At 68.7% G+C, this 17,803-nt stretch carries 13 protein-coding genes; 8 read left to right on the top strand and 5 right to left on the bottom strand.

Annotated elements, in window-relative coordinates; all coding sequences use genetic code 11:
• The first annotated feature begins 42 nt into the window (after positions 1-42).
• From CYFUS_RS43190 to CYFUS_RS43180, 3 genes are all read left to right on the top strand, one after another.
• On the top strand, positions 43-1,389 hold the full coding sequence (locus CYFUS_RS43190; RefSeq protein ID WP_095990531.1) for a porin: 1,347 nt from the start codon (positions 43-45) through the stop codon (positions 1,387-1,389).
• An 88-nt stretch (positions 1,390-1,477) separates the two neighbouring features.
• Complete coding sequence (locus tag CYFUS_RS43185) at positions 1,478-1,981, top strand: YkgJ family cysteine cluster protein (RefSeq protein WP_095990530.1); 504 nt, start codon at positions 1,478-1,480, stop codon at positions 1,979-1,981.
• A gap of 142 nt (positions 1,982-2,123) precedes the next feature.
• Positions 2,124-2,588, top strand: coding sequence for a hypothetical protein (locus CYFUS_RS43180; RefSeq protein WP_157758983.1), 465 nt, complete (start codon positions 2,124-2,126; stop codon positions 2,586-2,588).
• 34 nt (positions 2,589-2,622) lie between these two features.
• On the opposite strand, the gene CYFUS_RS43175 is transcribed toward CYFUS_RS43180, so the two are convergent.
• The gene (locus tag CYFUS_RS43175) at positions 2,623-4,170 is read right to left on the bottom strand and encodes a carbohydrate-binding protein (protein WP_095990528.1); all 1,548 of its coding nucleotides are present in this window, start codon (positions 4,168-4,170) and stop codon (positions 2,623-2,625) included.
• 388 nt (positions 4,171-4,558) lie between these two features.
• Between CYFUS_RS43175 and CYFUS_RS51360 the strand changes: the two genes are divergently transcribed.
• Together CYFUS_RS51360 and CYFUS_RS43165 are read left to right on the top strand one after the other, a co-directional pair.
• Complete coding sequence (locus CYFUS_RS51360; RefSeq protein WP_157758982.1) at positions 4,559-6,544, top strand: hypothetical protein; 1,986 nt, start codon at positions 4,559-4,561, stop codon at positions 6,542-6,544.
• 56 nt (positions 6,545-6,600) lie between these two features.
• The gene (locus tag CYFUS_RS43165) at positions 6,601-7,758 is read left to right on the top strand and encodes an LOG family protein (protein ID WP_095990527.1); all 1,158 of its coding nucleotides are present in this window, start codon (positions 6,601-6,603) and stop codon (positions 7,756-7,758) included.
• Between the two features lie 23 nt (positions 7,759-7,781).
• On the opposite strand, the gene CYFUS_RS43160 is transcribed toward CYFUS_RS43165, so the two are convergent.
• The 3 genes from CYFUS_RS43160 to CYFUS_RS43150 form a co-directional block, all read right to left on the bottom strand.
• Positions 7,782-9,098 carry a tetratricopeptide repeat protein gene (locus CYFUS_RS43160; RefSeq protein ID WP_095990526.1) on the bottom strand — a complete coding sequence of 439 codons (1,317 nt, stop codon included), beginning with the start codon at positions 9,096-9,098 and terminating at the stop codon, positions 7,782-7,784.
• Between the two features lie 32 nt (positions 9,099-9,130).
• Positions 9,131-10,882, bottom strand: a complete 1,752-nt coding sequence (locus CYFUS_RS43155; protein ID WP_095990525.1) for a hypothetical protein — start codon at positions 10,880-10,882, stop codon at positions 9,131-9,133.
• A gap of 104 nt (positions 10,883-10,986) precedes the next feature.
• A complete protein-coding gene (locus CYFUS_RS43150) occupies positions 10,987-11,481 on the bottom strand; it encodes a PilZ domain-containing protein (RefSeq protein WP_095990524.1) in 495 nt (164 codons plus the stop codon).
• A 180-nt stretch (positions 11,482-11,661) separates the two neighbouring features.
• Between CYFUS_RS43150 and CYFUS_RS43145 the strand changes: the two genes are divergently transcribed.
• From CYFUS_RS43145 to CYFUS_RS43135, 3 genes are all read left to right on the top strand, one after another.
• Complete coding sequence (locus tag CYFUS_RS43145) at positions 11,662-11,856, top strand: ferredoxin (RefSeq protein WP_095990523.1); 195 nt, start codon at positions 11,662-11,664, stop codon at positions 11,854-11,856.
• 56 nt (positions 11,857-11,912) lie between these two features.
• Positions 11,913-13,160 carry a cytochrome P450 gene (locus CYFUS_RS43140; RefSeq protein ID WP_095990522.1) on the top strand — a complete coding sequence of 416 codons (1,248 nt, stop codon included), beginning with the start codon at positions 11,913-11,915 and terminating at the stop codon, positions 13,158-13,160.
• Between the two features lie 216 nt (positions 13,161-13,376).
• The gene (locus CYFUS_RS43135) at positions 13,377-16,055 is read left to right on the top strand and encodes a hypothetical protein (RefSeq protein WP_095990521.1); all 2,679 of its coding nucleotides are present in this window, start codon (positions 13,377-13,379) and stop codon (positions 16,053-16,055) included.
• A gap of 14 nt (positions 16,056-16,069) precedes the next feature.
• Here the strand turns inward: CYFUS_RS43135 and CYFUS_RS43130 are convergent, their stop codons facing one another.
• Entirely contained in the window at positions 16,070-17,770 is a 1,701-nt protein-coding gene (locus CYFUS_RS43130) for a serine/threonine-protein kinase (RefSeq protein WP_095992567.1), read from the bottom strand.
• Positions 17,771-17,803 lie beyond the last annotated feature (33 nt).

Genomic DNA, 17,803 nt, shown 5'->3' with positions numbered 1-17,803 from the left:
ACGCGAGCCCGGGGTCCTCCCGCCCGCGTGTCGAGCCCCGCCATGCACCTCACTGCTTCTTCCCGATCCGTCCTCCTCGCGCTGCTGCCTGGTGCCACGCTGTTCCTGTCTCCGCTGGCCCATGCCCAGCAGACGGGGAGCCCCGAGACTCCCGCGGCTTCCGGCGCGCCGGCCGCGAACACCGAGCCGCCCACGAACACCGAGCCGGCCGCTCCCAGCGCTCCGCCCGCCGCCGTGACGCCGCCTCCCGAGGCCCCCAAGAAGGAGACCCCCTGGTACGAGAAGATCCGCCTCCGGGGCTACACGCAGTTCCGCTACAACCGGCTGCCGAGCTTCCGCGTCAACGAGGATCTCATCAACGACCAGGGTGACCGGTTCCTGGGCAAGAACAACGGCTTTGGCATCCGGCGGGCGCGGCTCATCATCTACGGTGACGTGCACGAGCGGGTGTCCATCTACCTGCAGCCCGACTTCGCCTCGGTCATCTCGGATCAGTTCAACGTGGCCATCCTGCGCGACTGGTACGCCGACATCTTCCTGGACCCGGCCAAGGAGTTCCGGTTGCGCGTGGGCCAGTCGAAGGTGCCGTATGGCTTCGAGAACCTCCAGTCGAGCCAGAACCGTCTGGCCTTCGACCGCAACGACGCCATCAACAGCGCGGTCAAGGACGAGCGCGACCTGGGCATCTTCTTCTATTGGGCGCCGAGCGAGATCCGCAAGCGCTTCAAGGATCTGGTCGACAACAACCTGAAGGGCTCGGGCGACTACGGCGTGGTGGGCCTGGGTGTCTACAACGGGCAGACGGCCAACCGGCCCGAGCGCAATGACAACCTGCATGTCGTGGGCCGCGTGACCTGGCCCTTCCTCTTCGGCAAGCAGTTCGTCGAGGTCGGCGCGGGAGGCTATTACGGCCGCTTCAACGTCACCGTCTCGCCGAGCACGGGGGCGCCGTACGCGCTGGCCAACGGGGAGAACGACCTCGTGGACGCCCGCGCGAACGTGAGCCTGGTCATCTACCCGCAGCCGATTGGCTTCATGGCCGAGTACAACGTGGGCCGCGGGCCCTCCACGGGCGGTTTCGGGGACTTCACCATCGACAGCCGCCCGCTGCGCGGTGGCTACGCGCAGCTCATGTACAAGCTGGACAACGTGCTCGGCGTGTCGCTCATCCCCTACGTGCGTGGCACGCTCTACGAGGGTGGCAAGAAGTTCGAGACGAACGCCCCCCGCTACGACGTGCGCGAGCTGGAGATGGGCGTGGAGTGGCAGATCCTCAAGGCGCTCGAGGTGACGGCGGCGTATCTGGTCTCGGATCGCACCTCGTCCCGCGCGCCCTACGTCCAGCAGCGCGGCGACGTGACGCGCATCCAGCTCCAGGTCAACTACTGACCCGGGTGGTGGGCGTGCAGGGGCCCCGGAATCGTCGCAAGATGCGCTGCGCGCGCAGGCTCACCGCGGCGCGATGCCTGGAGGCCCCATGTCCTCGTCCGACCTGTGCCGTCGCTGTGGCTTGTGCTGCGACGGCAACCTCTTCAGCCACGTGCCCCTCGAACACGCCGAGGTGGACGCGGCCCGGCGCCACGGGCTCGAGGTGGTACGGCTCACCGGGGGCGCGCCCGCCCTTCGTCAATGCTGTCCGGCCCTCCACGCGCGCCAGTGCTCCGTCTACGGGGCCCGCCCGGAAGGCTGCCGCCGCTATGGCTGCCGGTTGCTCGGCGCGCTGACCCGCCAGACGGTTTCCCTCGAGGAGGCGCTCGCGGTGGTGGAGCGGGCACACGCCCTGCTCGCGGAGGTGGAGCGGGGGCTGGAGCCCGAACCGGACCGGTTCTCGTCGGTGCTGGAGCGCGCGCGCTTCGCCTCCTGGGGGGGCGCGGACGGGTCCTCGTCCAGCACGAACGCCGCGCGGGAGCGGGCCGAGGCCTTCCTGGATGAGCACTTCCACGGGGGCCCGAGGCGTTTCGAGTCTTTCGCCGGGGGGTGAGGCGCTCACACCACCCCGCGTCATGGTACGCTGCGTCATCATGATGCACTACCGCCCCCCCCCTGGTGCCATGGAACGGAGCGTCTCTGGCGTCGAGCAGCCGCCTCCGGGGACCATGGCTGGCGGGTACCATTTTCCCCGCATGGGTTCGCCAACCTCCATCCTCATGGACGATTCGCTCTGGCCCCTGCTGCGGGTGACGTTCCCGCGGGTGATCACGAACGCGCAGAACGAGGAGCTGTTCGCGCGCACCCTGTCCTATCTGCGGCGGGGAGAGCGGTTCGTCTCCCTGGTGGACATCCGCCAGCTCCAATCCCTCACCTTCGAGCAGCGCGAGCAGCAGTGGCTGTTCCTGCGTCAGCAGACCGTCCTGATGCGCCAGTGGTCGATGGGAATCGTGGCGCTCATCAACTCACCGACCCTGGCGCTGATGGCGAGGGTCATCGTCCACCGCATCAAGCCTTCCGTCGTGCCGTACTCCATCCAGGCCTCGTGGCCGTCAGCGGTGTCGTGGGCGGCGGATCGGCTGAACAACAACGGTCTGAGCGAGCACGCCCAGCGGGTACGGCTACGCCTCGGCTCGTCTCCGGAGGGGAACGCGAGGTGATTGCCCACCTGCGCCCTCCCCTTCGGAAAGGGGCTCAGGGCGTGCGGGTGATGCGCAGCCAGTTGAGGTTCCATCCCCCCGTCGGGGCATAGATTCCGACGTTGTAGGTTCCCGCGGTCACGTTGACCGTATGCGAGAGGGTGGTCCAGTTCTGCCAGCCGCCCGTCGACGGAATGTTCAGCGAGCCCAGGACGGTGGCGCCCGCGTTGAGGTCCAGGGAGAGGCTTCCTCCGCCGGACAGGCTGGAGACGCGGTACTCGACGGTGTACGTGCCGGAGACCGGGAACTGGATGTTGTTGTAGGCCAGCCAGTCCGCCGTGTCGATCGCGCCCACGTTCGAGCCCCCGCCCGAATCCGTGGTCGCCTCGGTGATGATCCCGAGCATGGCGCTGTAGGACTCCGCCTGGATGAGCTGGGAGCTCGCCGCGCCCGAGGCTTCCACGATGATGGACGTCGCCACGTCATTCCAGCCGTCATCCACGAGCGAGGCATCGTCCGCCGTCTTGGTGAGGCTGGCGCCGGTGAAGTTGTCATCGGCGTACAGGGTGACCTTGTAGCCGTTGGCGACCTTGAGCGAGGTGATGTCGTTGTCGCGCACGCCCCAGGCCTTCAAGGTGGCGAGGTTGTAGCGGCCCACGGGCAGCGCCGCCGCGTAGCCGCCATGGTTGATGTCCTGGTACAGGGTGGTGGCGTTGGGTCCCGGGGACGCGTAGGTGAAGGGGAAGCTGCGCTGCGCCTGGACGAACTGGGTCTCCCACTCGGTGGGCCAGCCGAAGGCGGAGGTGGCGAGGGTCTTCAGGTTCACGCCCGCCGCGCCGCTCCAGAAGTGGATGAACTCGCCCCAGTTCAGAGAGCGCGCGTAGTCGTTTCCGTTCTTCGGGTAGTACTGGGCCAGCAGGGAGAAGTAACGGTTGAGCACCGTGGCTCCGCCGTAGTTCTTGTAGATGGGATAGAACCAATCCCTGAACCAGTGGGTGTTGCTCCGGGGGAAGCCGTCCGTCGTGTTCAGCATCAGGTTGTACCAGCGATTGGCATCACTGGTCCGGCCCAGTCCCACGTAGACGTCATAGACGAAGATCTCCGCCCACTTGCTGTCCCCCCACAGGCCGAAGGCGGGGGAGTTGTGGACGCCCTTGGAGGCACCTTCCACGATGTGTGCGACCTCGTGGGTGACGATGTCCAGGTCATTGCCCGTCCCGCTCGTCCAGGCGGTGGAGGACGAGGAGCCCACGTCGATGACGTTACGGCTGTCATGGCTGGTGTCGAAGTACGTGGACGGATGGCCCCCGCTGTACTTCGCCGTGTGGAAGATGGCGTAGAGCTGCGCGTCCGTGCCGAACTGCCCGTAGGTCCTCCGGGTGTACCTCCACACGTCGCCGACGAAGCCGTTGGGCCAGGTGATCGATCGGTTCACGGCCGAGTCGAAATACACGGCCACGTCCTTGTCTTGATAGACCCGCGAGACCGTCTGGTTGTGCTCGAACCAGTGCTCCGTCCAGGTGGCGGGCGCGTTCTGCGCCCACGTCGGCGCGGAAGAGAGCAACGGCAGGGCGAAGGCGAGGGCGGGTCCGAGAGTTTTCATGGGTCGATCGCGGCTTGGGGGTTTGTCCTGGAAAACCTGATATTCTCCAACCTAATGGCTGTCAAGGCAGGAATCACGGGGAGGCTCTGGGTTTTCGCCGATTGTCAAGATGGCGCGCAAAGGAACAGCGTCACTGAATCCGGGGTGGGGGCGTTCACGATTCCCCTGAATGGAGTATCCTCACCGGGCCTGCCTTCGTACCCACGGTGAGGCCACTGGCCAGCTTGCTCTTCGAGAGATGCTTCGAGCGCCTCGTGTTTGAGTTTCCGTCTCGAATGGATGAAGACAAGCGCGCCTTCCCGCTCGTGGTCTCACGGGTCAGGCCTCGGCATCGAAACATGACACACCCTGTCAATTTCTCTCCGGCTGCCGAGAAATTTGGAGACAAATGATGCGCTGGACCCTGTTGTCAGCGTGGTTGACGTTGTGTCTGGTGGTTTCGCCGGGTTGCGGCATCCACGATGACGCAGTGCGAGAGGACGCGGGGGTCGTCGAGGACGCGGGCGTCGTCAGGGACGCGGGCGTTATCGAGGACGCGGGCGTCGTCGGGGACGCGGGCGTTGTCGAGGACGCGGGCGTCGTCAGGGACGCGGGCGTCGTCGCGGATTCCGGCTCCCAGGAGGACTTGGAACTCCTGGATGCGGGAGCCACCGAGGACGCCGGCACCGTGGTGGACGCCGGACGGCTCCCGCCGCCTCCGATGATCACGCGCCTCCTCGCCACTCCGTTGCAAATCGAGAGGGGGCAGAGCGTGGTGTTGGAGTGGGAGGTCACGGACGCGATGGAGGTGCGGATTGAACCGGGCCTCGGCGTCGTGACGGGCTCCTCGCTCTTGGTGTGGCCCGCCGCGACGACGACCTATCGGCTGACGGCCCTGGGTGAGGGGGGAAGCGCCACGGCGACGGTGACGGTGAGGGTGACCGAGCCGGCCTGGGCTTCCATGAGCTGGGGGCACGAGCTGCCGGACGGGTACGACTCGGACGTCTACCGGTGGTTGGATTCCAAGGGCGAGCAGCGGACGGCGGTGCTCACCCGCAACGACGCCAGGGATCCCGGTGGAACCCATGGCGGCATGCTGCGGCAGTTCCGCTACGGCTCGGGGGCGAAGGCGCGGGTCGCCACCGGCACGGGCGCCAGCAGCGGACCCGCGAAATACAATGGATGGGGTTACGTGGTGAGCCACTATGGGAGCGGCAACTCCCTGGTGGCCCGTTCCGCGGACGTCACGGGCCAGTACCGTCAGGTCTTCATGGGCCGGCATCACGCCCTCCACGAGTTCTCCTGGAACCTGCTCTTCAACGACGGCAGCGCGCAGAACCCCAAATGGGTTCCCATCAAGACCACGGTGCAGTGGTTCTTCGCCACGGGACACGACCATCCGGTCTATGCCATCACCTTCGACAGCAGCGCGGCGCTCCCGCAGGGGTTGAGCACCCAGCCGGATTCCCGTACCCCTTACGGGGACATCGCCTGGGATGGGGATGGCACCCTGGCCACGGTGGATGGCGTGAAGTGGGGAGACAAGTATCAGTTCTACTCCCGGGACGAGCCCTTCACGTCCGCGAGCAGGTGGGATTACAAGACGCCCAACGTGGTGCCCTATGCCTCGACGTATTCCCGAAGCGCCGACGCGGAGATGGGCATCGTGCAAACCCTTTCCTGGGTGCAACACAACACGGGCGGGACCTGGCTCAACAACAACTGGGGCAAGGACTCCGAGAACCAGATCGATGGTGATACGTCAGACAACTGGGTGATGCCGCCCAACTGGAACTGGCCCTACCAGCTCTGCCAATACGAGATGAAGCTCAACCAGACGACGACCAGCAAGCGTGTCGCCTGGGGGTTGATGTCCGGTTCCGTGGGACGCGCCACCTACTGGGGGTATGGCTATGAGAAGCAGTGGTCGAGCCTGCCCTACCACAGCTACTCCGTCTTCATGGTGCTCGGGCGGCCCAGTGAGGGGTCGGTCCAGGCGTGGATCTCCGAAGTGGAACGCGCGCTCAAGGCGCAGCCGTCCGCGAGCCGCGGTCAGGTGGTGGCGAATGGGCCGGGTGGAGTGGCCCGCTCCGACAGCGAGAAGTACGCCGTGGCCGGCTACAACGGCGTCTACGGCGTCCACGAGTTCAAGGCGGACACGGATGGAAGCTTCTCCGTGAGTCTGAACGCCGCGGGCGGTGCGCTGCACAACCCCATCTTCCTCATCCGCGACATGTACGCGCCGCTCTCGCGCCTCACGTTGGATGGCGTCGCCCTGAGGGCGGACGTGGACTACTTCGCGTCCTATGACGACGCCACGAAGCGGGTGTGGATCACCCTCAACCGGGAGTGGAGTGGAGGCCACACCCTGAGCAATCTCCCCAGCGGTCCGTGACGGGGTAGGGGACGCTCCGGCATGCTCCCCGGCGCTTGCGTCCCCTGGAGGTCCCGTTGGTCGAGATCGAGAGCGTCGTGGCATTCGAGCAGCACCTGACGGCTGGCAAGAGCCTCGCCAACGTCATCATCCAGGGGCTGGATCTGTCGGACCAGGGCCGCGCGTTGTTGAGCGCGGACCTGACCGGCACCGTCTTCCTGGGCTGTCTGCTCGACAAGGACACCCTGACGGCGGTGGGCTCGCGGGGTGCCATGATCTTCCCGCCCTTCTCGGGGCTGCCCTACTTCCCCTACCGGCCACAGCTCTACACTCCGGAGGAGCTGTACGCGGGCTTCGATCCGTCGCGCCCGGAGAGCTACGCGGACACGCCGGATGCGCGCATCTACGCCCACTGGCAATCGAGGGGCGGCGCCCATCCCCCGTCGATGCTGGATGCGCTGGCGCAGCGGCTCCATGATCAGGCCATCACCGACGCGTTGGAGGAGGCGCTCGTCCACGAGGGCAATCCCCGCCGGGTGGTGGCCATCATGGGCGGACACTCCATGCGCCGGGGACAGCCCGACTACCGCGCGGTGGCGGAGCTGGCGCGCGAGCTGGCGCGCCAGGGCTTCTTCCTGGTGAGCGGAGGCGGTCCGGGCGCCATGGAAGCCACGCACCTGGGCGCCTGGTTCTCCGGACGGAGCGACGCGGAGTTGGACGCCGCGCTCGAGGTGCTCGCTCGCGCGCCGGCCTACACCCACCGCGAGTGGCTCTCCCGAGCCTTCGAGGTGCGCGCCACCTGGCCGCTCCGGGAGGCGGATCTCCTCCGGGCCGACAGCCTGGGCATTCCCACCTGGCTCTATGGCCATGAGCCCCCCAACCCCTTCGCCACGCGCGTCGCCAAGTACTTCGCCAACAGCGTGCGGGAAGAGGGGCTGCTCACCATCGCGCGCGGGGGCGTCATCTACTCACCCGGCAGCGCGGGCACCATCCAGGAGATCTTCCAGGACGCCTGTCAGAACCACTACAACACCGTGGGTGTCATCAGCCCGATGATCTTCCTGGGCCGTGAGTTCTGGACGCGCACCCGGCCCGTCTACCCCCTGCTGGCGCAGCTCGCCGAGGGGCATGAGTACGCGCGCTACCTGATGCTCACCGACTCCCAGGAGGACATCGTCCGGGCGCTCCTGGACTTCGCGCGGGAGCTCGATGCCCGCTCCTCCACGCCAGGTTGAGGCTTCGCCCGTGGGGGCCGGGCTCAATTCCGGCGCGCCGCCGCTTCCTGGAGGTTGGACTCCAGCTTCCGGGCCTGCGCGACCATGGGGTCCGCCGGAGGGGCCTCGCGCTGGATGCGGCGCACCAGCTCGAGCGCGCGCTCCGGGTGGCCGAGCTTCGTGTGGGCGAGCGCCAGGTTGTAGTGGACGAGCCACTCTCCCGGCGGCACCAGCGTGAGCGCCTTCTCCAGCAGCGGGAGGGCCTCGGCGTTCTTGTCCCGTGCCTTCATCTGCAGGAGCAGCCCCGCGAGGTTGGCCAGGGGCTTCCACTGGCTCGGGGCGAGCGCGATGGCCTCGCGGTAGGCCTGCTCGGCGTCCTGCTCGAGCGGCACCGCGTCGAAGAGGTTGCCCAGGTGGAACCACGCCTGCCAGTTCTTCGGATCGCGCCGCAGCAGCTCGCGCGCCGCGGACTCGCTCTTCTCGAAGTCCTTCGCCTGGAGCGCCAGGTGGGCCAGGTTGAGCCAGCCCTGCGCGTGATCCGGCACGAGCCGCAGCTCGCGCTCCACGTAGGCGATGGCGCTCGGGGTGTCCGAGAGCATCATCGCCGTCGCGAGCGCCTTCTCCAGCAGCGCGGGATGGTCTCCACAGGCCGCGAGTGCCTGATCCAGCACCTCACGCGCGGGCTTGTACTCCCCGGCCGCGAAGCGCACGTCGGCGAGCGTGGCCCAGGCATCCAGCGAGCGCGGGGCCAGTGCCGTGGCCCGCTCGAGCGCCCGGACGGCGTTCGCGTACTGGCCCGCCTGTTTGTAGGCGATGCCCAGCGCGGAGAAGGCGTCGGGGTTGCGCGGCTCGAGCTCGGTGGCCTGGAGGAGCGGCGCGAGCGCCTCGGCGGGGCGGCCCGACACGGCGAGCACCCGCCCGTAGTTGTACTGGCACAGGAAGACCGAGGGTGACAGGGCCACGGCCTCGCGCAGATGGTCCAGCGCCATCTCCACGTCGCCTTGGGCCTCGTGCACCAGTCCCAGCAGGGCCCAGGCGAGGCCCAGGTTCGGCCCCAGACGCATGGCCGCGGTGGCGTGGACGCGCGCGCTGTCGAGCTGCCCGGTGAGCAGGCTGATGCGCGCGAGGCCCAGGTAGACATCGGCGAGGCACGGGTTGCGCTCCATCACCTGCTCGAAGCGCTCGGCCGCGTCCTTCAAGTCTCCCGCGGCCAGGCGCGCCTCCGCCTGCCGCAACTGGGTCCTCGTCCCGGCGGCGGTGCCCGCGAGCTCCTCGTGCTCGCGGAACAGCCGCTTCGCCTCCTCGTAGTTGCCCGCCCTCAGGTGCTCGTACCCGCGTTGCTGGAGGTCGCTTGGGGTCATGGGGCGGGATGTTCCCTCTGAATGAGGCTGGATCAGAAGCCGAAGAAGTCGGCGACCTTGTCCTTCGCGTCGTTCACGGCGTTCTTGGCGCCGTCCACGACGGTCTTCGCGTCATCCAGGCCGAGCTTGCCGTCGCCGTTGGCATCCGCCACCTTGACGGCCGTGTTCTTGGCCATGTTGCCGATCTGCTTGACGTCGACCTCCACGGTGCCGGAGGCGCCCGCGCCGAGGCCCACCGCCGCGCCCAGACCGCCGCCAATCTTGAGCTTGCCGTCCTCGTAGCCGATGACGCCGGTGGCCTTGGCCTCGGCGCCCGCGCTCGCGTACGCGTCCACCTTCACGGAGAAGGGGCCCGCGGAGGCCTTGATCTCGGCCTCGGCCTTGGCGACGGCGGAGGCGCCCGCGCTGCCCTCGGCGATGGCCGTGGGCGGGTTGCGCGTGACCTTGACCGTGCCCTGGGCCTCGGCGGACACCTCGGCGGAGGCGCGCACCTTGCCCTCGACGGCGGCGTTCACGTCCACGCCCGCCACCTTCACGCTCTTCGTCGCCGCCTTGCCGGTGGCGGACGCCTCGACCGAGGCGCTCGCGCCAACGCGCCCCGTGGCCTCCAGGCCATTGAGGTTGAGCTTGGCGTTGCCATCCACGCCCGCCTTGGCCTCCGCCTTGGCGCCGGCGGTGTAGGACGCCTCGCCGTACTTGCCCTTCGTCTCGCCCTTCGTCTCGGCGTAGACGCCCGCCTTGGCCTCGCGCTTGTAGGAGGCGTTCAGGCCATCGGTGCCGACGCTGAAGCTCTCGGAGCCCGAGGTGCCCACGCGCGAGCCCACGAAGGAGTTGGGATCCGTCGAGCTGTTGTTCTCGGTGACGTGGTTGAACTCGTTCTTCCACTCCTTCTTGGCGCCCGCCTGGGCCAGCAGATCACCCCCCTGCTGCACCTTGCTCAGCCGGTCATTCTGGGAGAAGCCGTCGTCCGCGGTGCTCGGGCGGATCTGCCGCTCGCGGGTGACGTTGCGCTCCGTGTTGAAGGGGGTGTTCTTCTGCTCCGTCGTCCGGCCCAGGGAGAACGTCCCGCCCGTGAACGAGTTGTTGTCCTGCACCGTGCGCTCGGTGCCACCGGTGCGCGTGGTGGAGCGCGTGGTGGTGGTGTTGCCGGACGTGGTGGCGGTCGAGGTGCCCTGGGTCCAGGCGCGGTTGCCGCGCGAGTCGGTGGTGAACGAGCTGGACGTCGTCTCGGAGCGCTCGCCCCGGGTCACCTGACGGCTCTCGGCGCGCGTGTCCCGCTGGTTGCCGCGGGAGTCGACGGTCGTCGTGCGCGACCGGGTCTGCTTCACGTCGCCGCGCTCGAAGGACGACTCGCGCTGGTGGGAGGACTGCGTGCGGCCGAACATGTCGGTGCGCGCCGAGTACGTGTTCTTGGTCTCCCGGCCGCCCGTGGTCGAGTTCGTGGTGAACTTGAGCCGCGTGTCGCCGAACCGGCTCTGGGAGGTGGTGAGCTCCTGGGTCCGGGTGGTCTGCCCGCGCGTGTTCGACTGCGAGCGCGTCACCGAGCCGTCCCGGTTGGTGGCGATCGTCGCCCTGGGCGAGCGGGCCAGGCGCCGCATGTCGTTGTGCGCGCCCGAGCTGAACCGGGAGGCGTTGCGCTCCTGCGACTCGAAGCTGTCCCGGGACTGCCGCGCCGTGGTCGGGTTCGGCCGCGGCTCGGTCCTGGGCGCCGGGGGCGCGGAGGGGGCCGTCGACGTGGAGCGGGAGGTCCGAGTGGTCCGGGTGTTTCCGTTGTCGATGCGCACCGCGGCACTCTCCTTTGAGAAGCGTTTTCTAAGTTATCGGGAACTCTCACGCGTTGTTGCGTGGGGGGTGCGCTTTTTCCCGAAACCTGGGAGAAGTGAGCCGCTCAGGCGCGGATGTAGCCGAGCGCCAGATCGAAGATCATCATCTCCAGCCGCTCGCGATCCTCCTCGCTCACGTCCTCGAAGGAGAAGGAGACGCGCCGGGGATCCTTCTCGCCGGGCGCCCGGGCGACGATCCGCGCGCGCCCCACCACCGGCGCCTCGTTCTCTCCTGGCAGCCACAGCACGAACCCCCCCCTGCCTCCCTCGTCCGGCGGCTGGGTGAGCGTGCAGGAGAAGCCCCCCGAGGACAGATCCAGGGTGCGGCTGCGCAGGGCCGCCTCGCGGAAGCACACGTCCACGGGCAGGCCCTTGGGGACCCGGAAGGTGCGCCGGGCGCTGATGCCCTTCACCGCCGTCTGTCCCTGCGCCTTGAGGAGCGTGCGCGCCAGTTGCTCCCGGTCTTCCAGGTAGCGCGTGTACTCCTCACTCGTGAGGAGCTTGCGGCGCGCGCGCTCGTGCAGGTTGCGGAAGTTCGCCAGCCAGGCGGAAAAGTCCATGAACCCATTGTACCCGGGTCTTCACGTCGCGCCTCTCCAGGTCCCGGTTTTCCCTTGAAAAGGCCCCTCACCGGGCGGGGAACAAGTGGCGTTTTCCCGGGTTTTATGGGTTGATAGGATAATCAATCAAAGCTTCCGGGGCTCCCCTGTCCTCGTCCCGGGGAGCACGAGGAGATGCGCATGAAGATCGTGGTGGATTGGGATCGCTGTGAGGCCAACGGGGTGTGCGTGCGCGCGGCGCCGACGTCCTTCTCATTGGATGAGAAGGATCAGCTGCACGTGCTGGCGGAGACGGTGACCCCCGAGCGGCGCGCCCAGGTGGAGCAGGCCGTGCGCGAGTGCCCGAAGCAGGCGCTGTCGCTCGTCGAGGACTGAGGCCCGGCGCTCCGTCCGCAACCCCATCCGTACCCAGGTGTTTCAGGAGGCAGTCCATGTCGCTCGAGGCAACGAAGCAGAGCTCCCCCGCCGTGTTGTTCAACCCCCAGGCCCCCGGCTACGACGCCAATCCCTACCCCATGCTCGACGAGCTGCGCACGAAGACGCCGCTCGTCTATTGGGAGCAGGGCCGCGGCTGGCTGCTGTCCCGGTATGAGGACGCCATCGAGGTGCTGCGCGACGCCAGGCGCTTCTCCCCCAACCGGGACGAGTGGGAGTTCGCCTCGGTGCTGGGCAGCGCGGCGATGATCCCCGAGCTGGTGGAGCTGAGCAAGACGGGGCTGTTCGCGCTCTCCGGCGCGGACCATGCCCGGGTACGCAAGCTCGTCAGTCCGGCGCTCACCCCGCGCGCCATCGAGCGGCTGCGGCCGGAGGTGCAGGCGCTCATCGACGAGGTGCTCGACGAGGCGGCGGTCAAGGGGACCATCAACGTGGTCAGCGACATCTCGGACCGCATCCCCGCCCGGGTGATTGGCTCCATGCTGAAGATTCCCAAGGGGCGCGAGACGTTGTTCCAGCGCTTCACGGAGGCGTCGATCAAGAACTTCCTGCCTGGCCTGCTGCGCCCGGAGGAGGTCGAGGCGCTGCGCGCCGACATCCGCGAGGGCATCGCCCTGGTGCGAGAGACGATCGAGGACCGGCGCAAGAATCCCCTGCCGGACGACATCCTCACCACGCTCATCCAGACGGAGGAGCAGGGGGATCGGCTGAGCACCAGTGAGCTGCTGTCGCTGGTGGCCGCGCTCATCGTGGGCGGCTTCGAGACGACGGTGCACCTCATCGGCTTCACGACGTACAACGTGCTGCAGCGGCCCGAGCTGCGCGCCCAGCTCAAGACCGAGCCGGACCTGCTCAAGAACGTCATCGAGGAGGTGCTGCGCTTCGACAACTTCGGGAAGATCGGCGTCGCGCGCTACGCGCTCGAGGACGTGGAGCTGAGCGGGCAGACCATCAAGAAGGGGCAGATGGTGCTCATCATGCTCAACAGCGCGCTGCGCGACGAGGCCGCCTTCCCCAAGGCCGATACCTTCGACGTGCGCCGCAACACGAACGCGAGCATCGCCTTCGGCCACGGCGTGCACTACTGCCTCGGCGCGAACCTGGCGCGGCTGGAGGTGCAGCTCGCCGTGGGCACGCTCCTGCGGCGCTACCCGGACATGCAGTTGGTGCGCCCTCCCACGTTCGCTCCCCATCCGGTCATCCGCAGGATGGAGACGCTCGAGGTCCAGCTGCGCGCGCAGTAACAGGGGCATCCCGCCCGTGCTCCCTGGTGTCTGTTGTCACCAGCAGGTGATGACTGCTGTCACCAGCAGGTGATGACTGTTGTCACCAGGGGGCATGTGCGCACGGGGTTCGCGCGCTCGGGTGATCGCGCGAGGTGGGGCGGGGGTCTTTGGCACGCCAGACGCAACAGGAGATACTCTGGAAGTCTCCATCTCCTGGTTGAAGAGGCCTGACCCATGTCCATGAACGTCCGAACGCCTCCCTCGCCCAACTACCCCACGACGCCCACCGCCTCGTCGTCCTCGACGGCGGCCCCCCCGTCCTCGGCCAGTGCCCAGCTGACCGCGCTGGCGGTGGCGATGGAGACGCTCAAGACGGCGCTGGGGGCCCTGCCTCCGGCCGGGGGACAAGGCCCGGCGGTGCCGCAGGGGCCGGCGGGAGAGGCCCAGGCCGGCGTGTCGAGCTTCGCGCCCACGTCCGCTCCGGGCAACGTGTCGGCCGCCTCGGGCGTGCGAGGGGCTTCGGCTCCGGGTGGAGCGGACGCTGGGCTCGCGGCGACTCCGATGGGCAAGGCCCAGGGGGCCCTCGCCCAGGAGCAGCAGCGGCTGCAGAGCGAGAAGTACAACTTCCCTCCCCACATCAAGGAGGGGGCCGTTGAACACAACCAGAAGCTGGACGAGAAGAACGCCAAGGTCCAGGAGAAGCTGACCAAGCTGGACGCGGACATCGCCGCGGAGCGCGCGGGCGGAGGGGACAGCAAGAAGCTCAAGAAGATGGAGGAGGAGCGCACGAAGGTCGCGGGCGAGCTCAAGCCCCCGTTCGACCCGGCGAAGATCACCTCCGAGATCGACGCGGTGATGAACGATCCCGAGATTCCCGAGAAGGATCGCAAGGGGAAGCTGGACGACATCCGCAAGAAGTACGACCTGCCGGAGCACGGCGGCTCGATGTCCATGGACACGATGACCCGCCATCTGTCCGAGAAGACCAAGGAGAGCAAGGACCGTGTGGGGAAGCTCCAGGACTCCCACATGAAGCAGCTCGATGGGCAGATCAAGCAGGCCAAGGAGACCTACGGAAAGGACAGTCCCCAGGTCAAGGCGCTGGAGGAGCAGAAGAAGGGCGCCGATGGCCTCTACGGCCAGCAGAAGGACATGTTGGGTGCCCAGAGCGACATGCTCTGGAACTCCTTCCGCAAGGTCGGCTTCTTCGAGAAGGTCGGCAACTTCTTCAAGGGCATCGGCAATGCGATCGCGGCGCCCTTCAAGGCCATCGGCAACGTGGTCAAGGGCGTCGCCGAGGGCGTCGGCAAGCTGTTCAAGGGCGACATCGGCGGGGCCTTCAGTTCCGCGTTCGGGGGCGTCAAGAAGGGCATCGGCAACCTGGTGGATGGGGCCAAGGCGACCGTGTCCAACCTCGGCAACCTGGTCTCCTTCGTGAGCCCCAAGCTGGGAGAGAAGATCAACGGGTTCACCACCGGTCTGGTCGATGGCGTGGGCAACCTGGCCAAGGGCGCCTTCGACACCGTGACGTCCATTCCCCAGGGGCTCGCCAACGGCGCCGGGAAGCTGCTCAAGGGCGACGTGGCCGGGGCCTTCGGCGAGGTGGGCAAGGGCGTGAAGAACGCCGCGGAGACGGGCTTCAAGACGGTCAATGACGGTCTGCCCCTCATCGCCACCGCGGCGGCCTTCGTGCCGGGCCTCCAGCCCATCGCCATCCCCCTCGCCGTCGCCTCCTCGGTGAAGGGCGCGGTGGAGGCGGGTCAGCGCGGGGATACCTTGGGCGTCGTGGCCTCGCTGGCGGGCGGTGTGGCGGGTGGCGCGGGCGCCATGGCGGCCCGAGGCGCCTCGGGCGCGGCCACGGCGGGAAGCGCGGCGGCTCGAAGCGCGCCGGCGGCGAGTGGTGGGGCGGCGGCGGCGGGAGGCGCGGCGGCCCGAAGCGCACCGGCGGCGGGTGGTGCGGCCGCGGCAAGCGGCTCGGCGGCGGCGGGAGGCGCGGCGGCCCGAAGCGCACCGGCGGCGGGCAGCACGGCAACGGCGGGCAGCACGGCGGCAACGGGTGGTGCCTCGGCCAACCGCTGGAACAACGTGGCGCTCGGCGCGGAGCTCGTGGAGGCGGGTGCCAACACGGCGAAGGGCATCCAGGAGGGCGACTATTTCGGAGCCGTCGGCTCGGCGGCGGGCGGCGTGTCCAAGGGCGCGACGGCCATGGGGGATCGGCGCAAGGCCCGGGCGGATGCGGCCCCACAGGGCAGCGCCGCGCAGAATCAGGCCAATGCCTCGGCCAACCGCTGGAACAACGTGGCGCTCGGCGCGGACATGGTGGGGGCCGGTGCCAACACGGCCAAGAGCCTCCAGGAGGGTGACTACTTCGGGGCGGCGGGCGCGGCGGCGGGCGGCGTGTCCAAGGGCGCGACGGCCATGGGGGATCGGCGCAAGGCCCGGGCGGACGCGGCTCCGCAGGGCAGCGCCGCCCAGAACCAGGCCAATGCCTCGGCCAACCGCTGGAACAACGTGGCGCTGGGCGCGGACCTCGCGGGGGCGGGTGCCAACACGGCCAAGAGCCTCCAGGAGGGGGACTACTTCGGGGCGGCGGGCGCGGCGGCGGGCGGCGTGTCCAAGGGCGCGACGGCCATGGGGGATCGGCGCAAGGCCCGGGCGGACGCGGCTCCGCAGGGCGGCGTCGCCCAGAACCAGGCCAATGCCTCGGCCAACCGCTGGAACAACGTGGCGCTGGGCGCGGACCTCGTGGGGGCGGGTGCCAACACGGCCAAGGGCCTCCAGGAGGGTGACTACTTCGGGGCGGCGAGCGCGGCGGCGGGCGGAGTGTCCAAGGGCGCGTCGGCCTTCAAGAAGACGGACGCCACCACGACTCCGGCCACGACCACGCCTCCGAACAATCCGACGAAGACGTAGCCCGCGGACTCCCGTCAGCGCTCGCCGGTGCGCCTGCCGGTGGGGTTCGTGAGCACCCCTCCCGGCATGTTGTCTCCCGACAGGACCGCCGTGGGCTCCTCGCTCTTCGCGAAGAGGGTGCCCTCCCTCTCGGTGCCCCGATCCGACGGCTCCCCCGGAAGCAGCTCGCGCTTGCGCGCCATGGCCTCCTGGACCAGCCGGGCCAGTGCCTCCTGTCCTTGCGGATAGGGGGCGAAGGGCCCGGTCAGCTCACACAGCTGCTCGCGCAACCTCAGCCCCCGGGGCGTGCGCCGCGCCACCTTCCAATCGAGCAGCCCCATGATGGCGGCGTCCAACGCGGGGGGGATGTCCGGGCGGTAGCCCGAGGGGGGCAGGAGGAAGACGGGCGGCTCGCTGCGCATCGTGTCGGAGGCATCCTCCCCCGCGAAGACGCGCCGGCCCGTGAGGGCCTCGTGCAGCGACAGGCCGAGCGCGAAGAGATCCGCGCGCCCATCGAAGGACTCCCCCCGGGCCTGCTCCGGGGCCAGGTAGCCCAGCTTGCCGCGGACGCGATCCGCCCGGGTGAGGCGCACATGGATGGCCGCGCGGGCCACGCCGAAGTCCCCCAGCTTCACCTCGCCGATGCGCGACAGCAGGATGTTGGGCGGATTCACGTCCCGGTGCACGAGGTTGAGCGGGGTGCCATCGCTCGCGGTGCGCCGGTGCACGTAGTCGAGCGCCTGGCCCATCTCCGCCCCGATGAGGGCCACCGCGGCGGGCGGCAGGGGGCCGCACAGCTTGAGCAGCTCGCGCAGGGACACCCCTTCGACGTACTCCATGGCCATGAAGTAGGTGTCCTCGAAGCGGCCCACGTCGAGCACCTGGACGATGTTGGGATGGTTGAGCAGCGACACCAGCTCCGCCTCGCGCCGGAACAACGTCACGAAGTCCTTGTCCTCGGCATAGGCCGGGAGGATGCGCTTGATGGCCACCACCTTCTCGAAGCCGCCTTCCGGGCTGTAGGTGGCGCGGAACACCTCCGCCATGCCGCCCACGCCCAGGCGCTCGTGCAGGAAGTACTTGCCCAGCAGATCCTTCGCGCGGATGGCGCGCAGGGCCTCCTCGGCCTTGCGCATGAGGTGGCTGGCCACGAGCGCCGCCATCCACCCGGTGATGAAGTAGTAGGCGGCGCGCTGCCCCATGAGCGCGGGCGTGAACATCAGCGGAATGGGCTCGCTCATCCGGGGCAGGGCGACGAAGAAGTAGAGCGACAGCATCTCCGCGGCCACCAGCCCGCCCGCGAAGAGCGCCAGCTTGAGGTTGGAGCGCAACGCCGCGAGCACGATGATGGCGCTCCACAGCACCGCCGACGGGTTGGACAGGGCCTGCTCGGCGTCCGCGAAGACGATGTCGAAGATGAAGAGGGCGCCGACGGCGGAGTTCTCCAGGCAGACGTTGAACCAGCAGATGGCCGGATGGAACCAGCCCCGCCTCAGCACCCGGTAGAGCAGCGCGTAGTAGCCGGAGTAGCCCGCGCACATGACCACGACGCACATGGCCCGCGGCCAGCCGAGCAGATTGCCGAGTCCCAGCCCCGAGAGCAGGAAGACCAGGCACACCATGCTGTTGAATTGCGCCACGGAGGTTTCCCGGGCGGCGGCATCCGTCCGGAAGTGCTCGGCCAGCAGCTTGCTGCCGAGTGGCGCGACGTGTCCTGAGCGGTTGGAGGAGAGCATGGACCGCCCCATTGTCTTGCAGCACGCGCGCCA

This window comes from Cystobacter fuscus, assembly GCF_002305875.1.
GTDB lineage: Bacteria > Myxococcota > Myxococcia > Myxococcales > Myxococcaceae > Cystobacter > Cystobacter fuscus_A.
The sequence above is the reverse complement of the archived record's forward strand: the minus strand, read 5'-3'. Positions and strand labels throughout refer to the sequence as shown.

Excerpts from the sequence above, each read along its gene's own strand:
- CYFUS_RS43175 (WP_095990528.1), bottom strand. The coding sequence starts at position 4,170 with ATGAAAACTCTCGGACCCGCCCTCGCCTTCGCCCTGCCGTTGCTCTCT.
- CYFUS_RS51360 (WP_157758982.1), top strand. The coding sequence starts at position 4,559 with ATGATGCGCTGGACCCTGTTGTCAGCGTGGTTGACGTTGTGTCTGGTG.
- CYFUS_RS43140 (WP_095990522.1), top strand. The coding sequence starts at position 11,913 with ATGTCGCTCGAGGCAACGAAGCAGAGCTCCCCCGCCGTGTTGTTCAAC.
- CYFUS_RS43185 (WP_095990530.1), top strand. The coding sequence starts at position 1,478 with ATGTCCTCGTCCGACCTGTGCCGTCGCTGTGGCTTGTGCTGCGACGGC.
- CYFUS_RS43180 (WP_157758983.1), top strand. The coding sequence starts at position 2,124 with ATGGGTTCGCCAACCTCCATCCTCATGGACGATTCGCTCTGGCCCCTG.
- CYFUS_RS43160 (WP_095990526.1), bottom strand. The coding sequence starts at position 9,098 with ATGACCCCAAGCGACCTCCAGCAACGCGGGTACGAGCACCTGAGGGCG.
- CYFUS_RS43145 (WP_095990523.1), top strand. The coding sequence starts at position 11,662 with ATGAAGATCGTGGTGGATTGGGATCGCTGTGAGGCCAACGGGGTGTGC.
- CYFUS_RS43190 (WP_095990531.1), top strand. The coding sequence starts at position 43 with ATGCACCTCACTGCTTCTTCCCGATCCGTCCTCCTCGCGCTGCTGCCT.
- CYFUS_RS43150 (WP_095990524.1), bottom strand. The coding sequence starts at position 11,481 with ATGGACTTTTCCGCCTGGCTGGCGAACTTCCGCAACCTGCACGAGCGC.
- CYFUS_RS43130 (WP_095992567.1), bottom strand. The coding sequence starts at position 17,770 with ATGCTCTCCTCCAACCGCTCAGGACACGTCGCGCCACTCGGCAGCAAG.
- CYFUS_RS43135 (WP_095990521.1), top strand. The coding sequence starts at position 13,377 with ATGTCCATGAACGTCCGAACGCCTCCCTCGCCCAACTACCCCACGACG.